18 protein-coding genes are annotated in these 21,303 nt (G+C 35.8%); 2 read left to right on the plus strand and 16 right to left on the minus strand.

Going from position 1 to position 21,303, the window contains the following annotated elements; genetic code table 11:
* Positions 1-753: 753 nt before the first annotated feature.
* From OB_RS15755 to OB_RS15775, 5 genes are all read right to left on the minus strand, one after another.
* On the minus strand, positions 754-1,347 hold the full coding sequence (locus OB_RS15755) for a DUF421 domain-containing protein (RefSeq protein WP_011067487.1): 594 nt from the start codon (positions 1,345-1,347) through the stop codon (positions 754-756).
* A 130-nt stretch (positions 1,348-1,477) separates the two neighbouring features.
* The gene (locus tag OB_RS15760; RefSeq protein ID WP_011067488.1) at positions 1,478-2,284 is read right to left on the minus strand and encodes a hypothetical protein; all 807 of its coding nucleotides are present in this window, start codon (positions 2,282-2,284) and stop codon (positions 1,478-1,480) included.
* Positions 2,271-2,810 (minus strand): RNA polymerase sigma factor, encoded by a 540-nt coding sequence (locus OB_RS15765; protein WP_011067489.1) that lies wholly within the window; start codon positions 2,808-2,810, stop codon positions 2,271-2,273. The genes OB_RS15760 and OB_RS15765 overlap by 14 nt, the downstream gene beginning before the upstream one ends.
* Positions 2,811-2,933: 123 nt before the next feature.
* Complete coding sequence (locus OB_RS15770) at positions 2,934-3,458, minus strand: hypothetical protein (protein ID WP_011067490.1); 525 nt, start codon at positions 3,456-3,458, stop codon at positions 2,934-2,936.
* 9 nt (positions 3,459-3,467) lie between these two features.
* Entirely contained in the window at positions 3,468-4,640 is a 1,173-nt protein-coding gene (locus OB_RS15775) for a ParM/StbA family protein (protein ID WP_011067491.1), read from the minus strand.
* A gap of 366 nt (positions 4,641-5,006) precedes the next feature.
* Here OB_RS15775 and OB_RS15780 point away from each other — a divergent pair, with 366 nt between their 5' ends.
* The gene (locus OB_RS15780; RefSeq protein WP_011067492.1) at positions 5,007-6,269 is read left to right on the plus strand and encodes a GGDEF domain-containing protein; all 1,263 of its coding nucleotides are present in this window, start codon (positions 5,007-5,009) and stop codon (positions 6,267-6,269) included.
* A gap of 251 nt (positions 6,270-6,520) precedes the next feature.
* Here OB_RS15780 and OB_RS15785 read toward each other — a convergent pair whose 3' ends face one another.
* The 4 genes from OB_RS15785 to gltB all read right to left on the minus strand — a co-directional run bounded on the left by OB_RS15785 (position 6,521) and on the right by gltB (position 14,390).
* Entirely contained in the window at positions 6,521-6,994 is a 474-nt protein-coding gene (locus OB_RS15785) for a GNAT family N-acetyltransferase (RefSeq protein WP_011067493.1), read from the minus strand.
* Positions 6,995-7,059: 65 nt separating this feature from the next.
* Positions 7,060-8,127: a 23S rRNA (adenine(2503)-C(2))-methyltransferase RlmN gene (gene rlmN / locus OB_RS15790; protein WP_011067494.1), complete on the minus strand. Its 1,068-nt coding sequence runs from the start codon at positions 8,125-8,127 to the stop codon at positions 7,060-7,062.
* A 151-nt stretch (positions 8,128-8,278) separates the two neighbouring features.
* Positions 8,279-9,763, minus strand: a complete 1,485-nt coding sequence (locus OB_RS15795; protein ID WP_011067495.1) for a glutamate synthase subunit beta — start codon at positions 9,761-9,763, stop codon at positions 8,279-8,281.
* 34 nt (positions 9,764-9,797) lie between these two features.
* The gene (gltB, locus tag OB_RS15800; RefSeq protein ID WP_011067496.1) at positions 9,798-14,390 is read right to left on the minus strand and encodes a glutamate synthase large subunit; all 4,593 of its coding nucleotides are present in this window, start codon (positions 14,388-14,390) and stop codon (positions 9,798-9,800) included.
* Between the two features lie 447 nt (positions 14,391-14,837).
* Between gltB and OB_RS15805 the strand changes: the two genes are divergently transcribed.
* Positions 14,838-15,857 (plus strand): LLM class flavin-dependent oxidoreductase, encoded by a 1,020-nt coding sequence (locus OB_RS15805; protein WP_011067497.1) that lies wholly within the window; start codon positions 14,838-14,840, stop codon positions 15,855-15,857.
* Positions 15,858-16,118: 261 nt separating this feature from the next.
* On the opposite strand, the gene OB_RS15810 is transcribed toward OB_RS15805, so the two are convergent.
* The 7 genes from OB_RS15810 to OB_RS15840 all read right to left on the minus strand — a co-directional run bounded on the left by OB_RS15810 (position 16,119) and on the right by OB_RS15840 (position 21,302).
* The gene (locus tag OB_RS15810) at positions 16,119-17,369 is read right to left on the minus strand and encodes a cytochrome P450 (protein ID WP_011067498.1); all 1,251 of its coding nucleotides are present in this window, start codon (positions 17,367-17,369) and stop codon (positions 16,119-16,121) included.
* A 97-nt stretch (positions 17,370-17,466) separates the two neighbouring features.
* Entirely contained in the window at positions 17,467-18,066 is a 600-nt protein-coding gene (gene wrbA, locus OB_RS15815) for an NAD(P)H:quinone oxidoreductase (protein ID WP_011067499.1), read from the minus strand.
* Between the two features lie 186 nt (positions 18,067-18,252).
* Entirely contained in the window at positions 18,253-18,702 is a 450-nt protein-coding gene (locus tag OB_RS15820; RefSeq protein ID WP_152023759.1) for a Na+/H+ antiporter subunit G, read from the minus strand.
* Positions 18,695-18,979 carry a Na(+)/H(+) antiporter subunit F1 gene (locus OB_RS15825; protein ID WP_011067501.1) on the minus strand — a complete coding sequence of 95 codons (285 nt, stop codon included), beginning with the start codon at positions 18,977-18,979 and terminating at the stop codon, positions 18,695-18,697. Before OB_RS15825 ends, OB_RS15820 begins: the two co-directional genes overlap by 8 nt.
* Positions 18,979-19,461 carry a Na+/H+ antiporter subunit E gene (locus OB_RS15830; protein WP_011067502.1) on the minus strand — a complete coding sequence of 161 codons (483 nt, stop codon included), beginning with the start codon at positions 19,459-19,461 and terminating at the stop codon, positions 18,979-18,981. Before OB_RS15830 ends, OB_RS15825 begins: the two co-directional genes overlap by 1 nt.
* A 28-nt stretch (positions 19,462-19,489) precedes the next feature.
* Positions 19,490-20,971, minus strand: coding sequence for a Na+/H+ antiporter subunit D (locus OB_RS15835; protein ID WP_011067503.1), 1,482 nt, complete (start codon positions 20,969-20,971; stop codon positions 19,490-19,492).
* Positions 20,964-21,302, minus strand: a complete 339-nt coding sequence (locus OB_RS15840) for a Na(+)/H(+) antiporter subunit C (RefSeq protein ID WP_011067504.1) — start codon at positions 21,300-21,302, stop codon at positions 20,964-20,966. The genes OB_RS15835 and OB_RS15840 overlap by 8 nt, the downstream gene beginning before the upstream one ends.
* Position 21,303: the final 1 nt, after the last annotated feature.

Raw genomic sequence — 21,303 nt, forward strand, 5'->3', positions numbered from 1 at the left:
TTCAATGATAGATAATTTACTCTATCTTTACCATCTCTTTACGAGGAGATATCAAACTTCTTCTTGTTAGGTAGGTTTCTAACTTATACAGCTTTTACTAGATCTTCTTCTCAATTTGAACATCTACAATTCTCGTACTTCCAGCTAAAAGTTTACAGGAACATCTCTTCTATTCCTTTAGAAACCCTATCGAGATACTATTGTGATATCGCCTTAACAAGAACACAATATATAGTATTGTTGTAAGTCAATGATTTCTATATCTTGTATTAAACTCTAGCACATAACAAATTTATAATCAATAGATATTAATAATTATATTCAATCATATTCCTATTACTAAATCTAATTTTTCACTACTTATCTATTATGACAAATCGCGCGCAAGAAGGAAACTAATCTGATGATAATGAAACTTTTCTGATTTCTTATTCTGTTGCTATACCCCAATAGAACTAGCATTTTCGGTTTATATTTGTTAAATTTTTATTATTTGCATCAATTTCCTAAAGTTAATTTTAATTGAAACGATGAATAATTACTAATTCGTTATTCCTCCAGACGAACTTCTACATTTAATTGCACGAAAGACAGCGACTCCTGTTCAGAACAACAAAGCATTAGTAATAATTGTGTCTTGATTTTTGTATAAACTGCTAAAACAGAACCTCATCCATCATATAACACAGCACTCGTTTTTTGTTAATTAATTATAAAACTGGTAGAATTTGAACCGATTTGTACAAAATAGTGTTACCGCAAATGTTTTGGGGGATTGGTCTTGTGTTCCTTTTGGCGTACCTCCACAAATAATTCATCTGAAAAATCAGCTTGTTTTTCTTTCGGTATATAGTGAAATAGCATTTGTTTTAATTCTTCAATATCTTTCTTTGTAGCTGGCTTTGCTTCTTCTTTTAGCACAAAACCAATTTTTCCATTTGATTCTAACGTTGCCCAGCGAATATCCTTCATACTTGACACATTTTGCTGGCGTAAATTCATTTCTAATTGATCAACAGTTAGGCGGAGTTTTCGTAGGTTAGTCTCGTTTAGTAAACCATCTTCAATCACAACAATAGATTTTCCAGTTAAAAATTTTTCTAACTTATCACTCTTTATTTGGATAAATTCCATTACAATTAAAGTTAGTATTAAAATTAACCCAACTCCAATAGTAACCCAAACACTTTTTCCTGCAATCGGCTGTATTAATAAAGACCCAATACCAATCATTATAACTGTTTGCGCAAGTGTCATTTGTGAGATAGATTTTCTTCCAGCTATTCGTAAAAGTAAAGTTCCTGCAACAACAATTAAAACAGCTTTCCATATCCAATCCCATTCCATAATGTCCACCTCTTTTTAGTAACTAGCTTGACACTGTATCTTTTTTTTATGCAATGTAAAGATAAGTAAGCAGCAATACTTACATAAAAAATAAAAACCAGGACATTGGTAGCCTGGTTTTACGCGATCCTTATTCTTCTGGGTTCGTAATTACTTGAAAACTCTCCAACATATAGTAAAATCTAGCACCATGACCTTCTGCAGCTTCTAAAAAATACACTTGCTTAATAATGAAAACTTGACCTTGATAATCGTCTGTCACATAGTATTTATGAATCGGTGTGTCCCATTGATCACCTGTTTTTCCAAATTCATTCGTATACGGAAGCCCCTTTGCTTTAAGTAAAGTCGCTTCTATTGGTTCTGTAACTTCGGAAGTTTCGTCCAAAATTAAATTTTCATCTTCATTAATCTCTTCTTGTATACTTGTAATAACTTCTTCTTTTGTTGTATTCTCTACCCGTTCAATTTCCATATATACTTCTGGGAACCTATCACCAAGCGGCTCTTTTGTTTCGATTCGATCCACATCTTCTCCTTTAGTCATTTTATATCTTTCTTCATCAATGTAGATCGCATATTTTAATTCCTCATTCGTTTTTACATTAACGTCCACTCTTTCTTCATGGCCTTCAATATGAATGGTTTCTTCTCTTTTTTCCTCAAATAAAGAAATAAAATCCTGTAACATTGCTTTTCCTACATCGGTGGACCAGGTGAAGATCACAATAGCTATAATGGTCGCAAAAGTGATTCCTCCATACATTACTCTCCTACGTTGTTGTTTCTTTTTTCGCTTTTTCCATTCCTTATCGTTTTCAAGGGTTTGATGAATGGCTATCCATGTTTCTTCTTTTGCTGTTGTAGCTATATCGGTCTTTTCTTGAAATAATTTTTTCAACTGTTCATCAAAAGAATGGTTTTTATTCCCACTCATGTTCTCTCCCTCCTAACTTGGAACGTAGTTTATTCCTTGCTTGATATAACCTTGATTTCACCGTGTTTTGATTCAACTCGAGAATTTCAGCAATTTCTTTTTCACTAAATCCATTCAAATATTTTAATATGATAACGGTTTTATGATGCTCCTCTAATTCATCGATTGCTTCATCTAACTCATCTAATGGTTTAGATTGTGTTGACTGTCGACCTAAATAATCTAATAATTGCTCTGAGTCTATGGTTACTTCTGAACGAGTACGCTTTCTTAATAATCGATTCGATTCATTTATGAGTATCCGATAGAGCCAAGCTCTGAAGGGACGGTTGATATCATAGCTATCAATATTTCGAAATACACGTATAAAAGTCTCCTGTACAATGTCGGATGCATCATTCTTATTTTTAGAAATGGCATATGCTGTTCTTAGTGCATAGTCAACGTGTAACTGATAAAGCTTTTGAAACGCTTGCTGATTCCCTTTTTTAATTTTCTTTATCAGCTTCTTCTCGTCATCTGCCATATTACTGCCTCCTTTTCACTCCTTTACTTACTAATACTACCCATCAGATTACAGAAAAGTTTTATTTTATTTATTTTTTCATAAAAAAAGCTGCCGAAAAATATGTTTTCCGGCAGCTTTTCACTATTTATTCATACTAGAGAAGAAATCTCCAAGCGGATCCTCTTCCTCTGCTTCTTCCTCTGTATTTTCTTCGTTGTTATGAACATCTAACTCTCCAATATCCAAGTCATCCATACGAAACTCAGACGCAGCAGACTCATGAAATGCCATAGGCGGTTCTTCTTCTTTTTCTAAATATTGATCAGCTTCTTCAATATCTTTGTTTAGAGTTGTCATTATAGATGTTACTCGTTTAGGGTCTGTTAGTAACTGATATAAGATAGAGCCAATCATAGCTTCAGAATGCTCATGCTTTAACCAGCTTTTCTGCTCTCTTGTTAATGGTTTAGGCAAAGGAACTGTTACAGTCTCTCTTTCTCGAACTACCGTCTCATGAACACCCTTTAAAACAAAATGTGCTATTTTACTAGAAAAATTTCTTCTTTCTACGTCTTTTAACTGTTGCAATTGTTTTAACAAATAATCTGGGGTTTCAGAGGGTACTCGAAATGTAATTGTTTGACCTCTTTCAATTTTCTTTACCATTTAATCACCTTATTTTGATTTCGTAGTCTTTTTTTCTTTTTCCACTACTTGTGGAGAAGATTTTTGCACAAAGTCGGTGATTAGCTTATAGTACGCATTCGCCATCATCCAAATGCTCTCGTTTTCATCTTCAAAGAATTCAATATTATAGCCATCTAACTTATTGTTTAACGCCTTAATATAATCTTTTAATACAGCCGATCCCCCACCCACAAAATAGCAAATTTCAGATTGGGAATTCTTCGCCCATACATTTCTTAAATAGCGATACTCTTTTTTCGCTAACTCTAATAAAATATGGTCTGTAATATCATGGACATTCGTTCGACTTCCTTTTACCATAATATGATTTCGATCATTTTTTCTAGTAATAATGTCCACTACATCTCTGCGGCTATCTAATTCTACTCCGTGTTTGGTTCGAATTTCTTCCCGAATTTGTTCCAATGATTCGGATACACCTAAATTAAACCCTTGTGCTTTATCATCATCAACATTTCGATTTCGAATAACGGCAATATCTGTGGATAAACCACCGATATCTTGGATCAAAATCTGTTTATCTATTATATCCTTGTTGATTACTTTTAAGTCATTATCCATTATTAAATTCACATAAGCAGCGAATCCTTCTGGATAAACTTTAACTTCATCAAACTTTATATTTACTTTTTTACCTTGATATTTTGGTGTTACAAGAAATTCAATTTGATGTACGGAACTTAATAAGTGGGATCGATAAGCTACGTCTTTACCTTCTTTTACTTCTCGCAGAGGTAAACCTGTACCCAGTGTATAGTTTGCATCTATTACTCCATTTTTCTCTTCAAAATCACTAGCGCTTACAGCATCTAGTGCCAATGACGTCAACAACATAATCAATGTTTGATCTTCTTCTGATTTACTACTACCTTGGTCTAATTCTTGAGAGTTCGTTGTCTTTGTAGCTAAACTACCGACTCTATATATAAGATTATTCTCAGATAGAGCAGGGGAGTGTATGCGAATATGTATATTCTCTAAGATTTCCTTATCATCTAACTCTTCAATTCCTATTACTGGTCTTTCTTCCAAATCTGGTGCAATAACATTCGGGATATATAATTCATTTTCTAACTTTCCATAATTTCCTTTTAAAGCATCATTACCTACATCTACTGCAGCAATTCTTGATTTTGTCATCATTTTACTCCTCTCTTCTATTAACCTATGAATCTAGCATATCGTTTTTTTATAAAAATCTCAAGTGATAAAAACATATTGTTTATAATATCGTATACTTGTAATCTTTTTGCAAACATTGATATAGCAATTTGTATTCTTTTTTGTTTACATGTGTACTTTAAATGTTTACGTTTGTTTACATATTTTGTATACATGTAAACTTTAAATTTTAATGATTAATAGCATCGTTTTTTCTTTTTGAGATACATTGTAAATATTTACAATAATTTCTTACAATTCACATCTTTCTATGCTATTATATTTAAAATGGGTATAATAGCCTATACGCAAGCTGATAAAATAACTATGGAAAGGATTTAATCTATGTACCGGTTACGCTTATTTATACTATTTATTTTTGCTTCTGCAATAACTGTTGCATTTTTATCTGGACCAATTAATGTTAGTATTTCTACTTATCTACCTGTGTTCGGGGTCTACTTCCTGTTTACAGCTTTATATTCCAACTTAAAAACAATTGTGAGGACAGGAAATGTAAATGTAGACTATAGCATTTCTTATAATTTGTCTTTAGTTTTGTATACTGGGCCGCTAGGATTATTTATTTTTGAGGTCTTTAGTAGATTTTACGTTTATGTTATCCGCAAAAAAAATGGTACAGCAGATGAGGATGAATTTCTGCACACGTTTTATAATATAGGTGGTCCTACTCTTCTTAATGTAATTGGATACTTTTGCTTCTTTTCCATCTATCCCTATGTAGAGCATCATACATTTGGTATCTGGCTTTTATTAATACCGATCGTTATCATCATTGATTTCTTATCGTCGTTATTACTACTAACGATATTTCATTTTGCAGGTAACATAAATACTGGACAAGATGCATGGGCTTTTATAAAAGGAAAAAGCATTTTAGATACGCTAAAAGGGGCTATTTCCAATGGGTTATTGTTTTTATTTCTAACAGAACAACATTGGGAAGCAATTATTGGGTTATTTATACTGAACTATTTAGTAAGCAGGTCAGCCGTTCTTCAATCTCGGACTCTCCAACATAAGATTGAAAGAGATCGATTTGAACAAATGGCTTATACTGACTTCCTTACTAAACTACATAATCGAACATACATGAATAAAATAATGAATGAACTCAATGAATCAGAGCAGTTAGTAGGCATTGTCGTAACAGATATCGATACTTTTAAACGAATTAATGATACATTTAACCACAACGTGGGGGATAAAGTAATTCAACATTTTGCCAATCATATTAAAAGCAAACTTAACGAACATGATTATCTATTTCGCAGTGGCGGAGAAGAATTCACAATAATCCTGACTAATCGGACTTACGAACAGTGCCAAGAACTAGTTTTGCTTTTAAAGGAAGAAGTGGCACAAACAAGTGCACAAGCAGAATATAGAGGAGATACTATTCACGTAGACTACACTGCTACATTTGGTCTCAATTACTACGATTGTGGGGAAAAGAGCGATATTCGAAAAGCATATATTCAAGCAGATGAGCTCCTAATTAAAGCGAAAAATAACGGTAAAAATAAAGTTTATATAGTTAATAGTACCCGTACGAACACTCAAGAAGATCTAGATATTATTGAGTGAAACATAAGAAGTCATACGTAGCAATAAAGAAAATGGACAAAACACGGTCATTTAAAACTCGCTTCAGCAATACGCCACTTATCTTAAGTGAATTTGTCAGCCTCAGGATGCTTATCCATCGAGGCTGCTCTTTCGTCTACTTATCGATGATACAAACTTCTTACCAATCAATTTTTATGTCTCAACCTCTTCTTCATATTTAGCAATAGCCGTAATTCACACATAAAAGGGTCTCTCAGAAGAATATCATACTATAAGTCAACTATGTACCATCGATCCATAAACGAATGATCTGAGCCTTCTATTGGACTCGGTAATAATGTAAAGTCGTTCTGCTCGTATAATTTATTTGCTTGTTTTAATTCATGTCTTGTTTCTAAATAGCATTGATTATATTTTCTTTCAGCAAATTCCAAAGCAGTTCTTAATAACTTTCTGCCAATTCCTTTGCCTTGATAATCTTGATGTACATAAAACTTTTGTAATTCACATATACCTTTCTCTTTTACATAAGGGGCAATACCAATCCCCCCTACTACTTCTTCACCCTCCACAGCTATCCAATACGAACCATCCTGGATTGAACTATAGTACTGAGATAAACGAGGTAATTGTGGGTCATAATAAGCTGTTCCTTCTCGATCAAGACTTACCGATTCTAAAGATTCTTTTATTAGTTTTTCTATTTGACGATTATCTTTTTCCTCAATCTCTCTAATGAACATAGATCAAACTCTCCTCCATATACAAAAAGCTCCCTTAATTGATAAAGGAAGCTTTCTTATAAAACTTAAACCGCTTTTGATTTCTTAATTTGTTTACTTCTGAGCTGACCGCAAGCTGCATCAATATCAGCTCCATTTTCCCAACGAACACCACAGTTAATACCAAGCTCCGTTAATGTCTCATAAAACGCTTGGATGTTTTCTGATTTACTACGACGATAATCAATATGCTCATCTACCGTATTGTATGGAATTAAATTAACATATGCTAGATGACGATGATTTTTAATTAAATTCGCAAGTTCGATCGCTTCTTTCTTATGGTCATTTACATCATCTAACATAATATACTCATACGTAATTCGTCGATTCTTCTTCTGTAAGTAATAATCAACAGATTTCATCAGTTTGTCTATTGGAAAAGCCCGATTAATTTTCATGATTTTCGTACGCAACTCATCATTCGGTGCATGTAATGAAATAGCCAGGTTTACTTGAATTGGATCATCAGCAAACTCATAAATTTTATGCGCTAATCCACTTGTAGATACCGTAATATGTCTTGCACCAATATTTAGACCACGATCATCATTTACTGTGTATAAGAAGTCCATGAGATTATTATAATTATCGAATGGTTCACCAATACCCATGACAACTATGTGGCTTACTCTATCCTTTTCACCGCGTTCGTCTAGATGTTTCTGTACATTCATAATTTGCTCTACAACTTCCCCACTAGAGAGGTCCCTACTCTTTCTTAACAGACCACTAGCACAGAAGGTACAACCAATATTACAACCGACCTGAGTAGTTACACAAACCGATAAGCCGTAATGAAAACGCATCAATACTGTCTCAATTAAGTTTCCATCTTCTAATTTAAATAAGAACTTTATAGTACCATCTTGTGACTCTTGGCGAATTTCCTCCCCCATTGTGTGTAGCACAAAATTATCTTTCAATAACTGAATAGCTGATTGATTCACGTTATTCATTTCGTCAAAGCTATTAATTCTCTTCTTATAAAGCCAATTCCATACTTGTTCGGCACGGAAACGCTTCTCACCATGTTCGATCAACCAATCTTTTAACTTTTCATATGTTAAGCCATATATAGATGATTTACTCATCAATAACCCTCATTTCCATTTTTACTCCTACACTATATTACTTGATATAGATTTGTATATCAAATAGATTTTTAAGAATTTAGCTAATTTAAAAGCACTCCCTATTAATTTTGACTAACAGGAGTGCTTTTAGACATTTTATATTAAATAATTATGGAAGTATCGTGTCTCCCATTAAGAAACGATCACACTCACGTGCAGCTCCTCGTCCTTCATTTATTGCCCAGACGATTAGACTCTGACCTCGTCGCATATCTCCAGCTGCAAAAACACCGTCGATATTCGTTTGAAATTCGCCGTATTTTGCTTTCACTGTAGAACGTGTTGTTGTTTCAACATCTAATGATTCGATTAGATCTTGATCTGGTCCTTGGAACCCAATAGCAACTAATACTAGATCCGCTGGCCACACTTTTTCTGTTCCTGGTATTTCTTCACGAATTTTCTTACCACCTTCATAACGTGTCTTTACGTTAATCGTGTGCACTTCTTTCACATGACCGTTTTCATCGCCTACAAACTTTGTAGTCTGAACTGCATAAGCTCGTGGATCCTCACCAAATTGTGCTTCCGCTTCTTTTTGACCATACTCCACTCGATGAATTTTTGGATATTGGGGCCATGGATTTGCTTCTTCATCACGTAAAAGATTACGTTTTTCATAGATATCAAATTGTGTAAGGCTTTTACAATTATGCCGAACAGAGGTAGCAAGGCAATCCGTTCCTGTATCACCACCACCAATGACGATAACATTCTTATCTTTAGCTGAAATATAGCTTCCATCTTCTAAGTTAGAATCTAATAGACTTTCAACATTGGCATGTAAAAAGTCCATAGCAGGATGAACTCCTTTAAGCTGACTACCTTCTACTGGCATGTCACGATGTAAACTTGCACCGCCACATAGTACAACGGAATCATATGTTTCTTGTAACTCTTCATTTGTAATATCTTTACCAACTTCTGTATTCGTAATAAACTCAATGCCTTCTTGTTCTAAGATGGACACACGTCTGATTACAATATCATAAGATAGTTTCATTTCTGGAATTCCATATGTTAATAGCCCACCAACGCGCTTATCTCGCTCATAAACTGTAACAGAATGTCCTGCTTTGTTTAACTGATCTGCTGCTGCTAAACCGGCTGGACCAGATCCAACTATTGCTACACGTTTACCAGTTCGGATTTTTGGTGGATTTGGTACAACCCATCCTTCTTCAAATCCTTTTTCAATAATCGAACGTTCCACCGTACGGATAGCTACCGCAGGCTCATTTATTCCTAACACACATGCACCTTCACAAGGGGCCGGACATGCGATTCCTGTAAATTCAGGGAAATTATTCATTTGATGTTCTTTATCAAGTGCTTCTCTCCATTTCCCCTCATATACTAAGTTATTCCACTCTGGAATTAAGTGATAGACAGGGCAACCTGAAGTTACCCCTGCTATCTCAATTCCTTGATGACACGTAGGAACACCACAATCCATACAACGAGCACCCTGTTTTTGCACTTCCTCATCTGACATCGGTGCCGTATAATCGTTCCAGTCTTTAACACGCTCTTGTGGATTTCTACCAGGACGCGTTTGTCGTTCATACTCCATAAAACCCGTTTGTTTTCCCATCAAAAGCCTCCCTTTCTGCTGACATGAATCGTACTTACACGTTCACCTTATCTTTTTGAACTTTAATTTGATTCGTTTCCTCAAAAGCTTGTAGTTCTGCTTCATACTTAGTCAATCCTGTATTCATTAACGTGGAGATACGTTCTCTCATTGCTAAATATGCTTTAGGAATCACGCGACTAAATGATATAGAATATTTTTCCCAGTACGCTAAGATTCGTGCAGCATGACCACTATCTGTATATTCCACATGCTTTTCAATTGATGCATACAGTTCTTCCAATTCATTTGCATCTGTAACACGCTCAACTTGAACGAGAGAATTATTTACCATATTCTTAAATTCGTCTTCTTCATCAAATACATAAGCAACTCCACCAGACATTCCAGCAGCAAAGTTTCTTCCGGTTTTTCCAAGCACGATTACTTGGCCGCCAGTCATATATTCACAGCCGTGATCACCGATACCTTCTACAACAATCGATGCGCCACTATTTCGCACTGCAAATCGTTCTCCTGCTATTCCTCGAATGTAAGCTTCACCTGCAGATGCACCATAAAATGCGACGTTTCCAATGATAATATTTTTTTCAGGTTCAAACGTAACTGTAGAAGATGGCCTAACAATAATTTTCCCTCCGGATAATCCCTTACCGACAAAATCATTGGCATCCCCTATTAATTTTAGTGACATTCCTTTTGGTATAAATGCTCCAAAGCTCTGTCCTGCTGAACCATTAAAGTTTAATTTAATCGTATCTTCAGGCAAACCATGTTCACCATATCTTTCTGTAATCGCATGACCTAATAAAGCCCCTGTCACACGGTTAATATTCCGAATAGCAACTGAAAATTCTACAGGTGTACCATCCTCGATTGCCGATTCACAAATTGGTAGTAGTTCTTGATAATCTAATGTTTTATCAATACCATGATCTTGCTGTTTCGTAGCATATTGATCTATTTTAAAAGGTAGTTCAGGTCTATATAATAATGCAGATAAATCTATATCTTTCGCTTTCCAATGATCAAGCTTCTTCTCCTCTAACACATCGGAGCGCCCAATCATTTCATTAATTGTACGGAAGCCAAGTTTCGCCATGATCTCTCTTGCTTCTTGAGCGATAAACTTCATGAAATTAACGACATGATCCGGATCACCAGAAAACTTTTCTCGTAAGCTTGGGTTTTGTGTTGCAATTCCAACTGGACAGGTATCTAAGTGACACACACGCATCATGACACAGCCTAATGCTACTAAAGGTGCTGTAGAGAATCCGTACTCTTCTGCTCCTAATAATGCAGCTACAACTACATCTCTACCCGTCATCATTTTACCGTCTGTTTCTACCGTGATACGGTCACGTAAACCGTTTAATAATAATGTTTGATGTGTTTCAGCTAATCCAATTTCCCAAGGAAGTCCAGTATGCTTCAAGCTAGTACGAGGTGCAGCACCTGTCCCTCCATCATAGCCACTGATTACAACATGGTCCGCTCTACCTTTCGCTACACCTGCTGCGATTGTTCCAACCCCTACAGCCGCAACTAGTTTTACACTAATTCGCGCATTAGGGTTCGCATTTTTTAAGTTATAGATTAATTCCGCAAGATCCTCAATGGAATAAATATCATGGTGAGGTGGCGGCGAAATTAATTCAACTCCAGGAGTTGATCCACGAACTTCTGCTACCCATGGATATACTTTTTTACCAGGTAGCTGACCACCTTCACCGGGCTTAGCTCCTTGTGCTACTTTTATTTGAATCTCATCTGCATTTACTAAATAATTACTAGTTACGCCAAAACGTCCAGATGCAACTTGTTTTACCGCACTTCGTCTTAAGTCACCATTTTCATCTGGTGTAAAACGATCGATAGACTCTCCACCTTCTCCAGTATTACTACGTCCACCTAATCGATTCATTGCAATTGCTAAAGCTTCATGTGCTTCTTTACTTATTGAACCAAAAGACATAGCACCTGTTTTAAATCGTTTTACTATATTCTCAACAGGCTCCACCTCTTCGATTGGTACCGGAGCTCTGTCTTTAAAATCTACTAATCCCCGTAAGGATTGTAAGTTTAATGCATCATCGGTTAGCATATTAGAATATTTCTTAAAGAGTTCATAGTTATTGGATCTAACAGAATGTTGCAATGTTTGAATGGTATGGGGATTATATTGATGATCCTCCCCATTGACTCTGTATTGGAACTCATCACCAGGTGTTAAATGACGTTTTCCTCCACGCGCATCTGCAAATGCTAGCTTATGCCTCATCATTGCTTCTTTTTCGATAATATCCAGCTTAATTCCACCTAATCGTGAAGCTGTACCGGTGAAGTAATAATCAATAACTTCTTCGTGTATACCTACTGCCTCAAAAATTTGAGCACCACGGTAACTTTGAATTGTAGATATCCCCATTTTCGATAATATTTTAATAATTCCGTCAGTTATAGCGGTAATATATCTCGTATAAGCCTCATCTACAGAAGAAACATTTATTTCATCTGCTTGGAATAGATTAAAATACGTATCGAAAGCAAGATAAGGGTTAATTGCTTCCGCTCCATATCCTAATAACGTCGCAAAATGATGTACTTCTCTAGGTTCCCCAGATTCAACCAATAAACTAACTTTCGTACGAACTCCTTTACGAATTAAATGATGGTGCAGACCAGAAACCGCTAATAAAGCTGGGATGGCTGCTTGTTTATCATTTACACCCCTGTCTGACAGGATAAGTAAACTAACACCTTTCTCCATCGCTGCATCAGCTTGTGCAAATAGTGAATTAAGTGCTTCTTTCATATTTCCTTCATTTTCAGTATCAAACAACGTAGATAGCGTTTCTACGGATAACTTATCTAAACGTTGACGACGTATCGCCTCTAACTCTTCATTACGTAAAACGGGAGTTTCTAGACGAATATGTCTACAATTATCCGCTGTTGGCTTCGTTAAGTTTCCTTCTGCTCCTATTGTTGTCTCTACCATTGTAATAATCTTCTCTCGAATCGCATCCAACGGTGGATTCGTTACTTGCGCAAACAATTGTTTAAAATAATTATATAGAAGTTGAGGACGTTTCGATAAGACTGCTAATGGTGAATCATATCCCATCGAACCTACTGGGTCTTTCCCATCTGAAACTAATGGTTTCATAATTTTATTTAACTCTTCTTGTGTATAACCAAAAGCTAACTGCTGTTCTAATAATTTATCTCCGTGGTTCACAGGAAAATCACTCGTCGTTTGCGGAAGATCCTGTAAATCAATCTTATTTTTCAACCATTCTTTGTAAGGCTTTTCTGAAGATATTTGCATTTTTATCGTTTCATCAGGTACAATAACTCCTTTTTCTAAGTCAATAAGTAGCATTTTTCCTGGTGCTAAACGATCCTTATACAAGATATCATCGGCAAATATATCTAAAGCCCCAACTTCAGAACCTAAAACTACCATTCCATCCTTGGTAACATAATATCTTGCTGGTCTTAATCCATTGCGATCCAAGCACGCCCCAATTTGATTACCGTTCGTAAATACTAAAGCTGCCGGACCGTCCCACGGTTCCATTAATGTACTATGATATTCATAAAAATCACGCTTTTCATCTTTAATATTGTCATCATTTGACCAAGGTTCCGGTACCATCATCATTGCTGTATGAGCTAATGATCTTCCTGAAAGATGTAAAAATTCAAATGTATTATCAAATATAGAGGAATCACTTCCATCTGTATCCATAACAGGTAATATCTTCTGCAAGTCTTCTTCACTAAAATGATCAGATACACAGAGTTGTTCCCTGGCTTGCATCCAATTTACATTACCACGTAGCGTATTAAATTCTCCATTATGGATGGTATATCGATTAGGGTGAGATCTTTTCCAACTTGGGAATGTGTTGGTACTAAAGCGTGAGTGTACGAGTGCTAGAGCAGATTTGAAATCAGGATGGTTGAGGTCAATATAATAAGCATCTAATTGTTCCGGTACTAACATACCTTTATAAACAATCGTTCTTGTAGATAAACTACAAATGTATACATCCTCATATTCCGGTTGACCTGCAACAATATTTTCGATGCATTTACGTATCACAAATAATCTACGTTCAAATTCCATCTGATCCTTAATGCTATCCGAGCGTTGGATAAAAAATTGTCGAACCGATGGGGCACTCTTAGATGCAACTTTCCCTATAAAAGATTCATTCGTTGGTACAGGCCTCCAGCCTAAAAATGTTTGTCCTTCATCTTCAACAATTTGTTCTATCATTTTTCTGCATGTCATTCTTAATTGGCGATCTCTAGGTAAGAAAATCATCCCTACGCCATAGTCACCTTCACGAGGTAAGTGAATATTCTCTTTCACACATTGAAGTTGAAAGAAACGGTCTGGTATTTGAGTCATAATACCAGCGCCATCACCGGTGCTTGTATCAGCTGATTGTCCACCTCGATGTTCTAGGTTACACAATATATTTATCGCATTTTGTACTATATTGTGAGTTTTCTTACCATTTATATTGGCAATCATCCCTATTCCACATGCTTCATGTTCAAAGTCTGGATGATATAGTCCCTGTTGATCAGGATATCCATGTTTACTCATCACAACAGCTCCTCTCTCGTATAGTTTCCGTTTTGAATCATTCTGTTTTTTTGAAGGACAACGCATCGTGTTTTGTTATTATATCATAAATTCAATTTAGACATAAAATTCTGATTACATGTTTTTATTGATTTATTCTCGCTACTCAAAAATGTAATCGCTACCATCATTAACACATTAACTTTTTTATTTTTTGAAATTTTTATCGTAAAATCGGTATTTTAATCTTGCAGACAGTTGCTTTTTTCTAAAAAGTATTTATTTATGTAACATTCGTCGCTAATAAAGTTCCCTCTAACAACAATAGTTCACTTATCAACAATTGATAGAAATTTGCTATTATTTCGTTATAATAATTACTTTCATAATACCAAACAAATAAGTAGACTCTAAAAGAAGAAACACTTATCATTGTTCTCATAACCTAGAAAGCAAGGAGGTTACTTGATGTTAACAAACGACAAACACAAAACATTTCAAGGTATACCGCTCTCTGTATTAGATTTAGCTCCTATTGTTCAAGGTTCTAATGCTAAACAAGCTTTTCAAGATAGCGTGCGTTTAGCCCAGCATGTAGAAAAGCTAGGATTTAATCGTTATTGGCTAGCAGAGCATCATAATATGCAAGGTATTGGCAGTTCAGCAACCTCGGTTCTAATAGGCTATATAGCAAGCCATACGAATCATATGAGAATTGGATCTGGTGGAGTAATGTTGCCAAACCATGCTACGCTTGTGATTGCCGAGCAATTCGGAACATTAGAATCACTTTATCCAGGCAGAATTGACCTTGGATTAGGTAGAGCTCCCGGAAGCGATCAAGCTACCGCTTACGCATTAAGACGAACATTACATGCAGGTCCCGACGAGTTCCCTATGCAGGTAAATGAACTACAAGATTATTTTTCTAATGATCCTGTATCACAAGTAAAAGCAGTTCCTGGTCAAGGTTTGGATATTCCTATATGGCTACTAGGATCTAGTGACTTTAGTGCTCGATTAGCAGCTGAAAAAGGACTTCCTTTCTCGTTTGCTTCTCATTTCGCACCACAATACACCGTGCCAGCGATACAGTTATATAAACGAAATTTCCAACCTTCAAATATAATGGAAAAACCGTATGCGATGGTTGGAATAAATGTTATTGCCGCAGATACCGATGAAGAAGCGGAATACTTAGCGAACTCTCATCGTATGCAGTTTCTAAATTTACGCAGAGGAAAAGAATCCAAACTTCAGCCACCTGTGGAAAATATGGACACCGTATGGACTCCAATGGAGAAAGCTGCAGTAGAAGAATCTCTTGATCCTCGTACAACCATAATTGGCAGTAAAGAAACAATCAAAAAAGGAATTGAAGCATTCCAAAAAGAAACAGACGCAGATGAGATGATAATTACCTCTCAAATTTATGATATGAAGGCTCGCCTTCGTTCGTATGAAATTATTGGAGAGATTATGGATTAACATAAAAATATCCGAACCTAACAGCCTGGTATTTATGAGAAGCTGTGGTTCGGATTTTTTATATTCACATGAATCAATTTCATAATTTATATATTGGATATAAAACCTTAATGTAACGCTGTGTTTGATTGCCATTGCAGACAGACACTATCCTTGAAGTAGTCGCCGTCCTCCATGACAATCAACGCCTTTCCTGATATCCATTTTAAATGAATTCAGTTGATTCTTTCAAGAAGACATACATTCAGCTTGTTCTGTTTATTATTCTTTAATCCGTATATTTTGCAATCTGATTTTGCTACTTGGTTGAGCAGGGACTTGATTGAGCTTATAGTTCAAATCTTGATCAGGAACATCATAATCTAATCGTAACAAGTATTCCAAGCTGATTCGCATCATTTGTGTTGTTATTCCCTCTCCTGCACATCGATGCCCAAACTCTAAGTCACCCGCCCCTTGCGGAATAAGTTTATAACGGTCTTTTTTATCTAAAAATTGAAACCGCTCAGGCACAAACTTTTCTGGTTCTTCCCATGTATCTTGATGGTGATTAGACCCATACAAATCTAGCAAGACAAGTCTGTTTTTAGGAAAATAGATATCTTTCCATATAAAACTTTCTCGTGCCTTAGCCACTACAAAAGGAACTGCAGGATAAAATCTCTTTACTTCCTGTATGAACCAATCAACATACTGTGAGTCTTTATGAAGCCTGTGCTTTACCTGTTTATTTTCTAGTATAGCTAATTGGCTAAAACAAGCATATCTCGTAATCGCAACAAACGGTCGTATTATATTTATTACTTCCTCAGCGGCATTTGGTATAGATAGTAATTTCCCGTTAGAATCTTCATACCAAGCGATTTGATATAGTGGAGATTTCTCTTTTGGGTGAATTCTACCCGTTCGTACCTGTCTAATAATGTAAGATATCCATTTAAGCGCACGCTTTTTTGCTTGATTTCCCTGGAAATAATTTGTTCCTTTGTTCGTAAAAGCCGTCAGCATTGAACGAATATCTTTTGTACGTAATGAAACATTCTTTGCGTACAAAGGAATGCCAATCCAGTTACAAACAGTAATGGTGAATAATTGTTCCAATTCATCTAACAATACTATCTCATCTTTTTGTTTCCATTGTTCTATAGCAATTTCCCATTGATTCTTGCTAATTTGTTCAAGTTGGATTTGCTGTTCATCATTCAATACATTTAACAGCATTTGTTTTCGTTTATGATGTTGACCATCATCCAAATGAAATACACTGTTCTTTCCAATAATTACACTTGCTGCCTTCTTGGGAAGTGCACCATAACGAATAAAACGAGATGAATCGTAAAATAATTCAGCAGCCTCCGGTCCACGCATTGCAATGCATTTTTTTCCGAGTATCTTTGTTTCAATAATATCTGAATTAAATTGATTCATACGATTGGAAAGAAATAAATAACCTTCATTCATCCATGCAATTGTATGATCAAGACCTTCTTCTTTCGGTAATGGTTTTACCATGGCGACTCCTCCTACTATAAGTAGCATTCCCTTATCCAACATAATAAAACGAAAAAAAGAGCTCATCAACGTTTAACGCTAATAAGCACTTTATATTTTATTTTGCAATGATCTTTTTAGTGATTTCAATTAATCTTTTTGTTTGTACAGAAACGGCAGGTTGAATATCTTTTGTGAAATTTCCATCCTGGTCCACCGTTGCACTTGCTCCATACGGATTCCCACCTGTGGTAAAAAGTACTGGATCAGAATATCCTGGAGGAATAATAATCGCGCCCCAATGCATTAATGAAGTATAAAAGCTTAAAATACTTGCCTCTTGTCCACCATGTTCATTTTGAGCAGAGGACATTGCACTTACCGTCTTATTAACTAAAGCTCCTTTGGCCCAGAGGCCTCCCTGTGTATCTAAAAACTGTTTCATTTGTGAGGCATAACCACCAAACCGAGTAGCCGTGCTAAAAAGAATTGCATCTGCCCATTCAACATCATCTGAAGAAGCCACTGGTACATCCTTTGTTTCTTCTACATTCTTTTTCCATGCTGGATTAGATTCTATTGCTTCTTTAGGGGCTAACTCTTGAACTTTTCGAACTTTCACTTCAGCTCCTGCTTCTTTACCAGCTTCTTCTGCCCACTTAGCCATCTGATAATTCGTTCCAGTTGCACTATAATATATAATCGCTAGTTTTACCATCATATCTCCCTTTCACAATAAACCTTTTATCTTGTTTATTTTTCCCATCATATGATGAACTATTCGAAGAAAGGCATGTTAAATTAGCGTTAGTAGTTGTGAAGCGTTCATTTCGATTTAATGTGCAACAATTTATCCTTTTAAATCTACATAAAAAACTCCAACCAAGTATGGATGGAGTTTTTCTTATTCACGTTCTCTTTCTTGATCAGATTCTTTATTGTCTGTTTGTTCAACATCTTCTTCTGTTTTTTCTCTAGACTCCTGTAAATTTTCCTTTTCTTCCTTCGTTTCTTCTTGTACTTCTTTTATAACATCTCTTAATTCGTCCTCAATTGTCGTATCAGCCATTTTTACACTGGCACGATATGCTGCTCTTGTTATTAAATGTCCAGCCACTGGAGCAGTTAAGAATACAAAAGCAATACCTAATAAAAGACGCACACTATAAAAGCCTTGTTCTGAAGCAAAGTAAATAAACGCGCCTAATAAAGTCATCAATACCGCTAATGTAGAACTTTTTGTACCTGCATGAGAGCGAGTATATACATCAGGGAAGCGAATTATTCCAATTGCACTAATGACCGCCATAATTGCTCCACCTAACATAAATAATGCTGCAACAAATTCAATCATTTCGTTTCCGGTCAATGATAACCCCCCTCTCAATATATTTCGAGAAGGCAATCGTGCTTATAAAAGCGAGAATTGCAAGTATTAAAATAACCTCTAGATAAGCTTTTGTTCCCTGAAGTACAGATATAATTGCTATGGAAGATACAAGCATTACACCAATCATATCTAAAGCTACAACACGATCAGGTAGGCTAGGACCAATTATAATACGAAACGCACTTATTGCTATTCCAACACCATATAGGGTAAGTGCTGCAATTAACATGCCTTGAATCATTACCTAGTCACCCCCATAATCGCTTTTTCGAATTTATTCAGTGAGCGTAATAACATATCTTTTGATTCTTCTACATCCATTGCATGGATATAAAAGGCATCTCCTTCTTGTGTTACCTCAATGACTACAGAACCAGGAGTCAACATCAATAAAAGCGCTAAGGCAGTAATTTCCCAGTCACCACGAAGCACTGTTTCATATTTAAACAATCCCGGCTTTATTTTAATTTTCGGGCTTAAAATATGCCCTAATACTAATTTCGTTGATAGAACTAATTCTCGAATGTAGATGAATATTAACTTAATCAAAGCAAAGAATCTAGCTAAGTAGAAACGTTCACCAAAAAATCGGTGCATTAAAAATACAATGGCGATACCAACAAGATATCCTGCAACAAATGTTGTAAATCTTAATTCATCTTCATCGCTTATTAAGGTCCATAATACTGCAATAAACACATTTAATAAAAACTGGGCGGGCATTTATAATCCACCTCCTCTAAGACAATTCTTAGTTATCATATAAAACCGCATCAATATAAATTTGTGGATTCGCTAAAACTTCCGCTGCATCTTTTACATAAACAGTTAAAGGTTCAACTCCGATACCAAGAATAAAAGATCCTGCTGCTAATATTATACATGGAATAATCCAGCCATTTTTCATTGGAATTTTATCTTCTTTACTTATAATCGTTTCTCCCCAAAAGCTAGTAAGGAATACACGCATTAATGAATATAGAACAAAAATACTCGAAATAAACGCTAAAGCGAGTAAAATATATGCCCCAGCCTCGACAGCTCCTTGGCCAACTAAGACTTTTCCAATAAAGCCACTTAAAGGCGGGATACCTGCTAATGCAAGTATAACAATGAAGAAAATCCAACCAAGTAAAGGATAATTTCGAATTAGTCCACTCATATAATCTATTCTTGTCTCCCCTGTAACAGCAATCATCGTTCCTGCAAGTAAGAATAAGAGTGCTTTTACAATCATGTCATGGATTAAATAAAAGATGGAGCCTTCCATCGCAGTCGGTGTTGCAACAGCTAACCCTACCAATATAAAACCAACAGCAATAACAACATTGTATGAAGCGATTAAACGCACATCCTTGTATGCTACTGCTCCAATACTTCCAATTATTAACGTCAATCCTGCCAATATGCCAATAATTGTATGCGTAATGTGTGGTTCATGATAAAACAGTAGCGTAAACACGCGAAACATCGCATATATTCCTACCTTCGTTAATAAAGCTCCAAATAAAGCAGCGATTGCAGTCGGTGGAACACTATAGGACCCCGGTAACCAGAAATATAATAATAATCCTGCTTTTAAAGCAAATACTGTCAGGAATACAATACTCACGACAGTAAGCATCGGCGACTGACCTTGTTCAGCTATTCGTACAGAAAGATGCGCAAAATTTAGTGTTCCTAATGCGCCATACGTATAAGCAATCGCAATTAAAAAGAACCAAGACGATACAACATTTATAATGACATATTTAATCGATTCTCTAAGCTGTCCTTTACGACCGCCAAATGCAATTAACACATAAGAGGCTAACAACATAATTTCAAAACACACATATAAATTAAATAGATCCCCTGTTAAGAAAGAACCGTTTACTCCTGCGACTAAAAAATTAATAAAAGGGTAAAAGAACATCTGCTCATAAGACTTTTCTGTTGAAGAAAAAGCATAAACAAGACATATTGCAGCAACAATACTTGTAGTTAACACAAGTAGCGCAGAAAATGAATCAGCCACAAATAATATCCCAAATGGCGGCTCCCATCCGCCGAAATCTAGACGGAGAATTCCATTTTGTTGAATTTGATGTAAGATATATGCAGTGATTCCGATATTGGCAATCATCGCAGCTAAACTACTCCAACGTTGCAGTTTAATGTGATGACGGAAAAATATTAACAGAATTCCAACAAGTATAGGGATCATCATAGGCATTGCAATAATATTATTCATTCCGATCCCCCCGTAACTGATCCAATTTGTCTGTTCCTGTTTCCTGGTACGTACGGTAAGCTAATACTAAGGACACAGCTGTTACAGCAAAGCTAATCACGATAGAAGTTAAAATAAGTGCCTGAGGTAGTGCATCAACGGGATTAGCATCTCCTTCACCTATAATTGGGACACTCCCATTTTTCAATCCACCCATTGTAATGATCAATAAGTGAGCAGCATGAGATAAAATAGCTGTTCCTAAGATTACTCTAATCAGACTTTTAGATAATATTAGATACGTAGCTGCCGTTACTAATATACCTGCTAGGATGGTTATTAATGTTTCCATA

The sequence above is a fragment of the Oceanobacillus iheyensis HTE831 genome (assembly GCF_000011245.1).
GTDB lineage: Bacteria > Bacillota > Bacilli > Bacillales > Amphibacillaceae > Oceanobacillus > Oceanobacillus iheyensis.

Excerpts from the sequence above, each read along its gene's own strand:
- OB_RS15755 (WP_011067487.1), bottom strand. The coding sequence starts at position 1,347 with ATGGAATGGGATTGGATATGGAAAGCTGTTTTAATTGTTGTTGCAGGA.
- OB_RS15760 (WP_011067488.1), bottom strand. The coding sequence starts at position 2,284 with ATGAGTGGGAATAAAAACCATTCTTTTGATGAACAGTTGAAAAAATTA.
- OB_RS15765 (WP_011067489.1), bottom strand. The coding sequence starts at position 2,810 with ATGGCAGATGACGAGAAGAAGCTGATAAAGAAAATTAAAAAAGGGAAT.
- OB_RS15770 (WP_011067490.1), bottom strand. The coding sequence starts at position 3,458 with ATGGTAAAGAAAATTGAAAGAGGTCAAACAATTACATTTCGAGTACCC.
- OB_RS15775 (WP_011067491.1), bottom strand. The coding sequence starts at position 4,640 with ATGACAAAATCAAGAATTGCTGCAGTAGATGTAGGTAATGATGCTTTA.
- OB_RS15780 (WP_011067492.1), top strand. The coding sequence starts at position 5,007 with ATGTACCGGTTACGCTTATTTATACTATTTATTTTTGCTTCTGCAATA.
- OB_RS15785 (WP_011067493.1), bottom strand. The coding sequence starts at position 6,994 with ATGTTCATTAGAGAGATTGAGGAAAAAGATAATCGTCAAATAGAAAAA.
- rlmN (WP_011067494.1), bottom strand. The coding sequence starts at position 8,127 with ATGAGTAAATCATCTATATATGGCTTAACATATGAAAAGTTAAAAGAT.
- OB_RS15795 (WP_011067495.1), bottom strand. The coding sequence starts at position 9,763 with ATGGGAAAACAAACGGGTTTTATGGAGTATGAACGACAAACGCGTCCT.
- gltB (WP_011067496.1), bottom strand. The coding sequence starts at position 14,390 with ATGAGTAAACATGGATATCCTGATCAACAGGGACTATATCATCCAGAC.
- OB_RS15805 (WP_011067497.1), top strand. The coding sequence starts at position 14,838 with ATGTTAACAAACGACAAACACAAAACATTTCAAGGTATACCGCTCTCT.
- OB_RS15810 (WP_011067498.1), bottom strand. The coding sequence starts at position 17,369 with ATGGTAAAACCATTACCGAAAGAAGAAGGTCTTGATCATACAATTGCA.
- wrbA (WP_011067499.1), bottom strand. The coding sequence starts at position 18,066 with ATGGTAAAACTAGCGATTATATATTATAGTGCAACTGGAACGAATTAT.
- OB_RS15820 (WP_152023759.1), bottom strand. The coding sequence starts at position 18,702 with ATGATTGAATTTGTTGCAGCATTATTTATGTTAGGTGGAGCAATTATG.
- OB_RS15825 (WP_011067501.1), bottom strand. The coding sequence starts at position 18,979 with ATGATTCAAGGCATGTTAATTGCAGCACTTACCCTATATGGTGTTGGA.
- OB_RS15830 (WP_011067502.1), bottom strand. The coding sequence starts at position 19,461 with ATGCCCGCCCAGTTTTTATTAAATGTGTTTATTGCAGTATTATGGACC.
- OB_RS15835 (WP_011067503.1), bottom strand. The coding sequence starts at position 20,971 with ATGAATAATATTATTGCAATGCCTATGATGATCCCTATACTTGTTGGA.
- OB_RS15840 (WP_011067504.1), bottom strand. The coding sequence starts at position 21,302 with ATGGAAACATTAATAACCATCCTAGCAGGTATATTAGTAACGGCAGCT.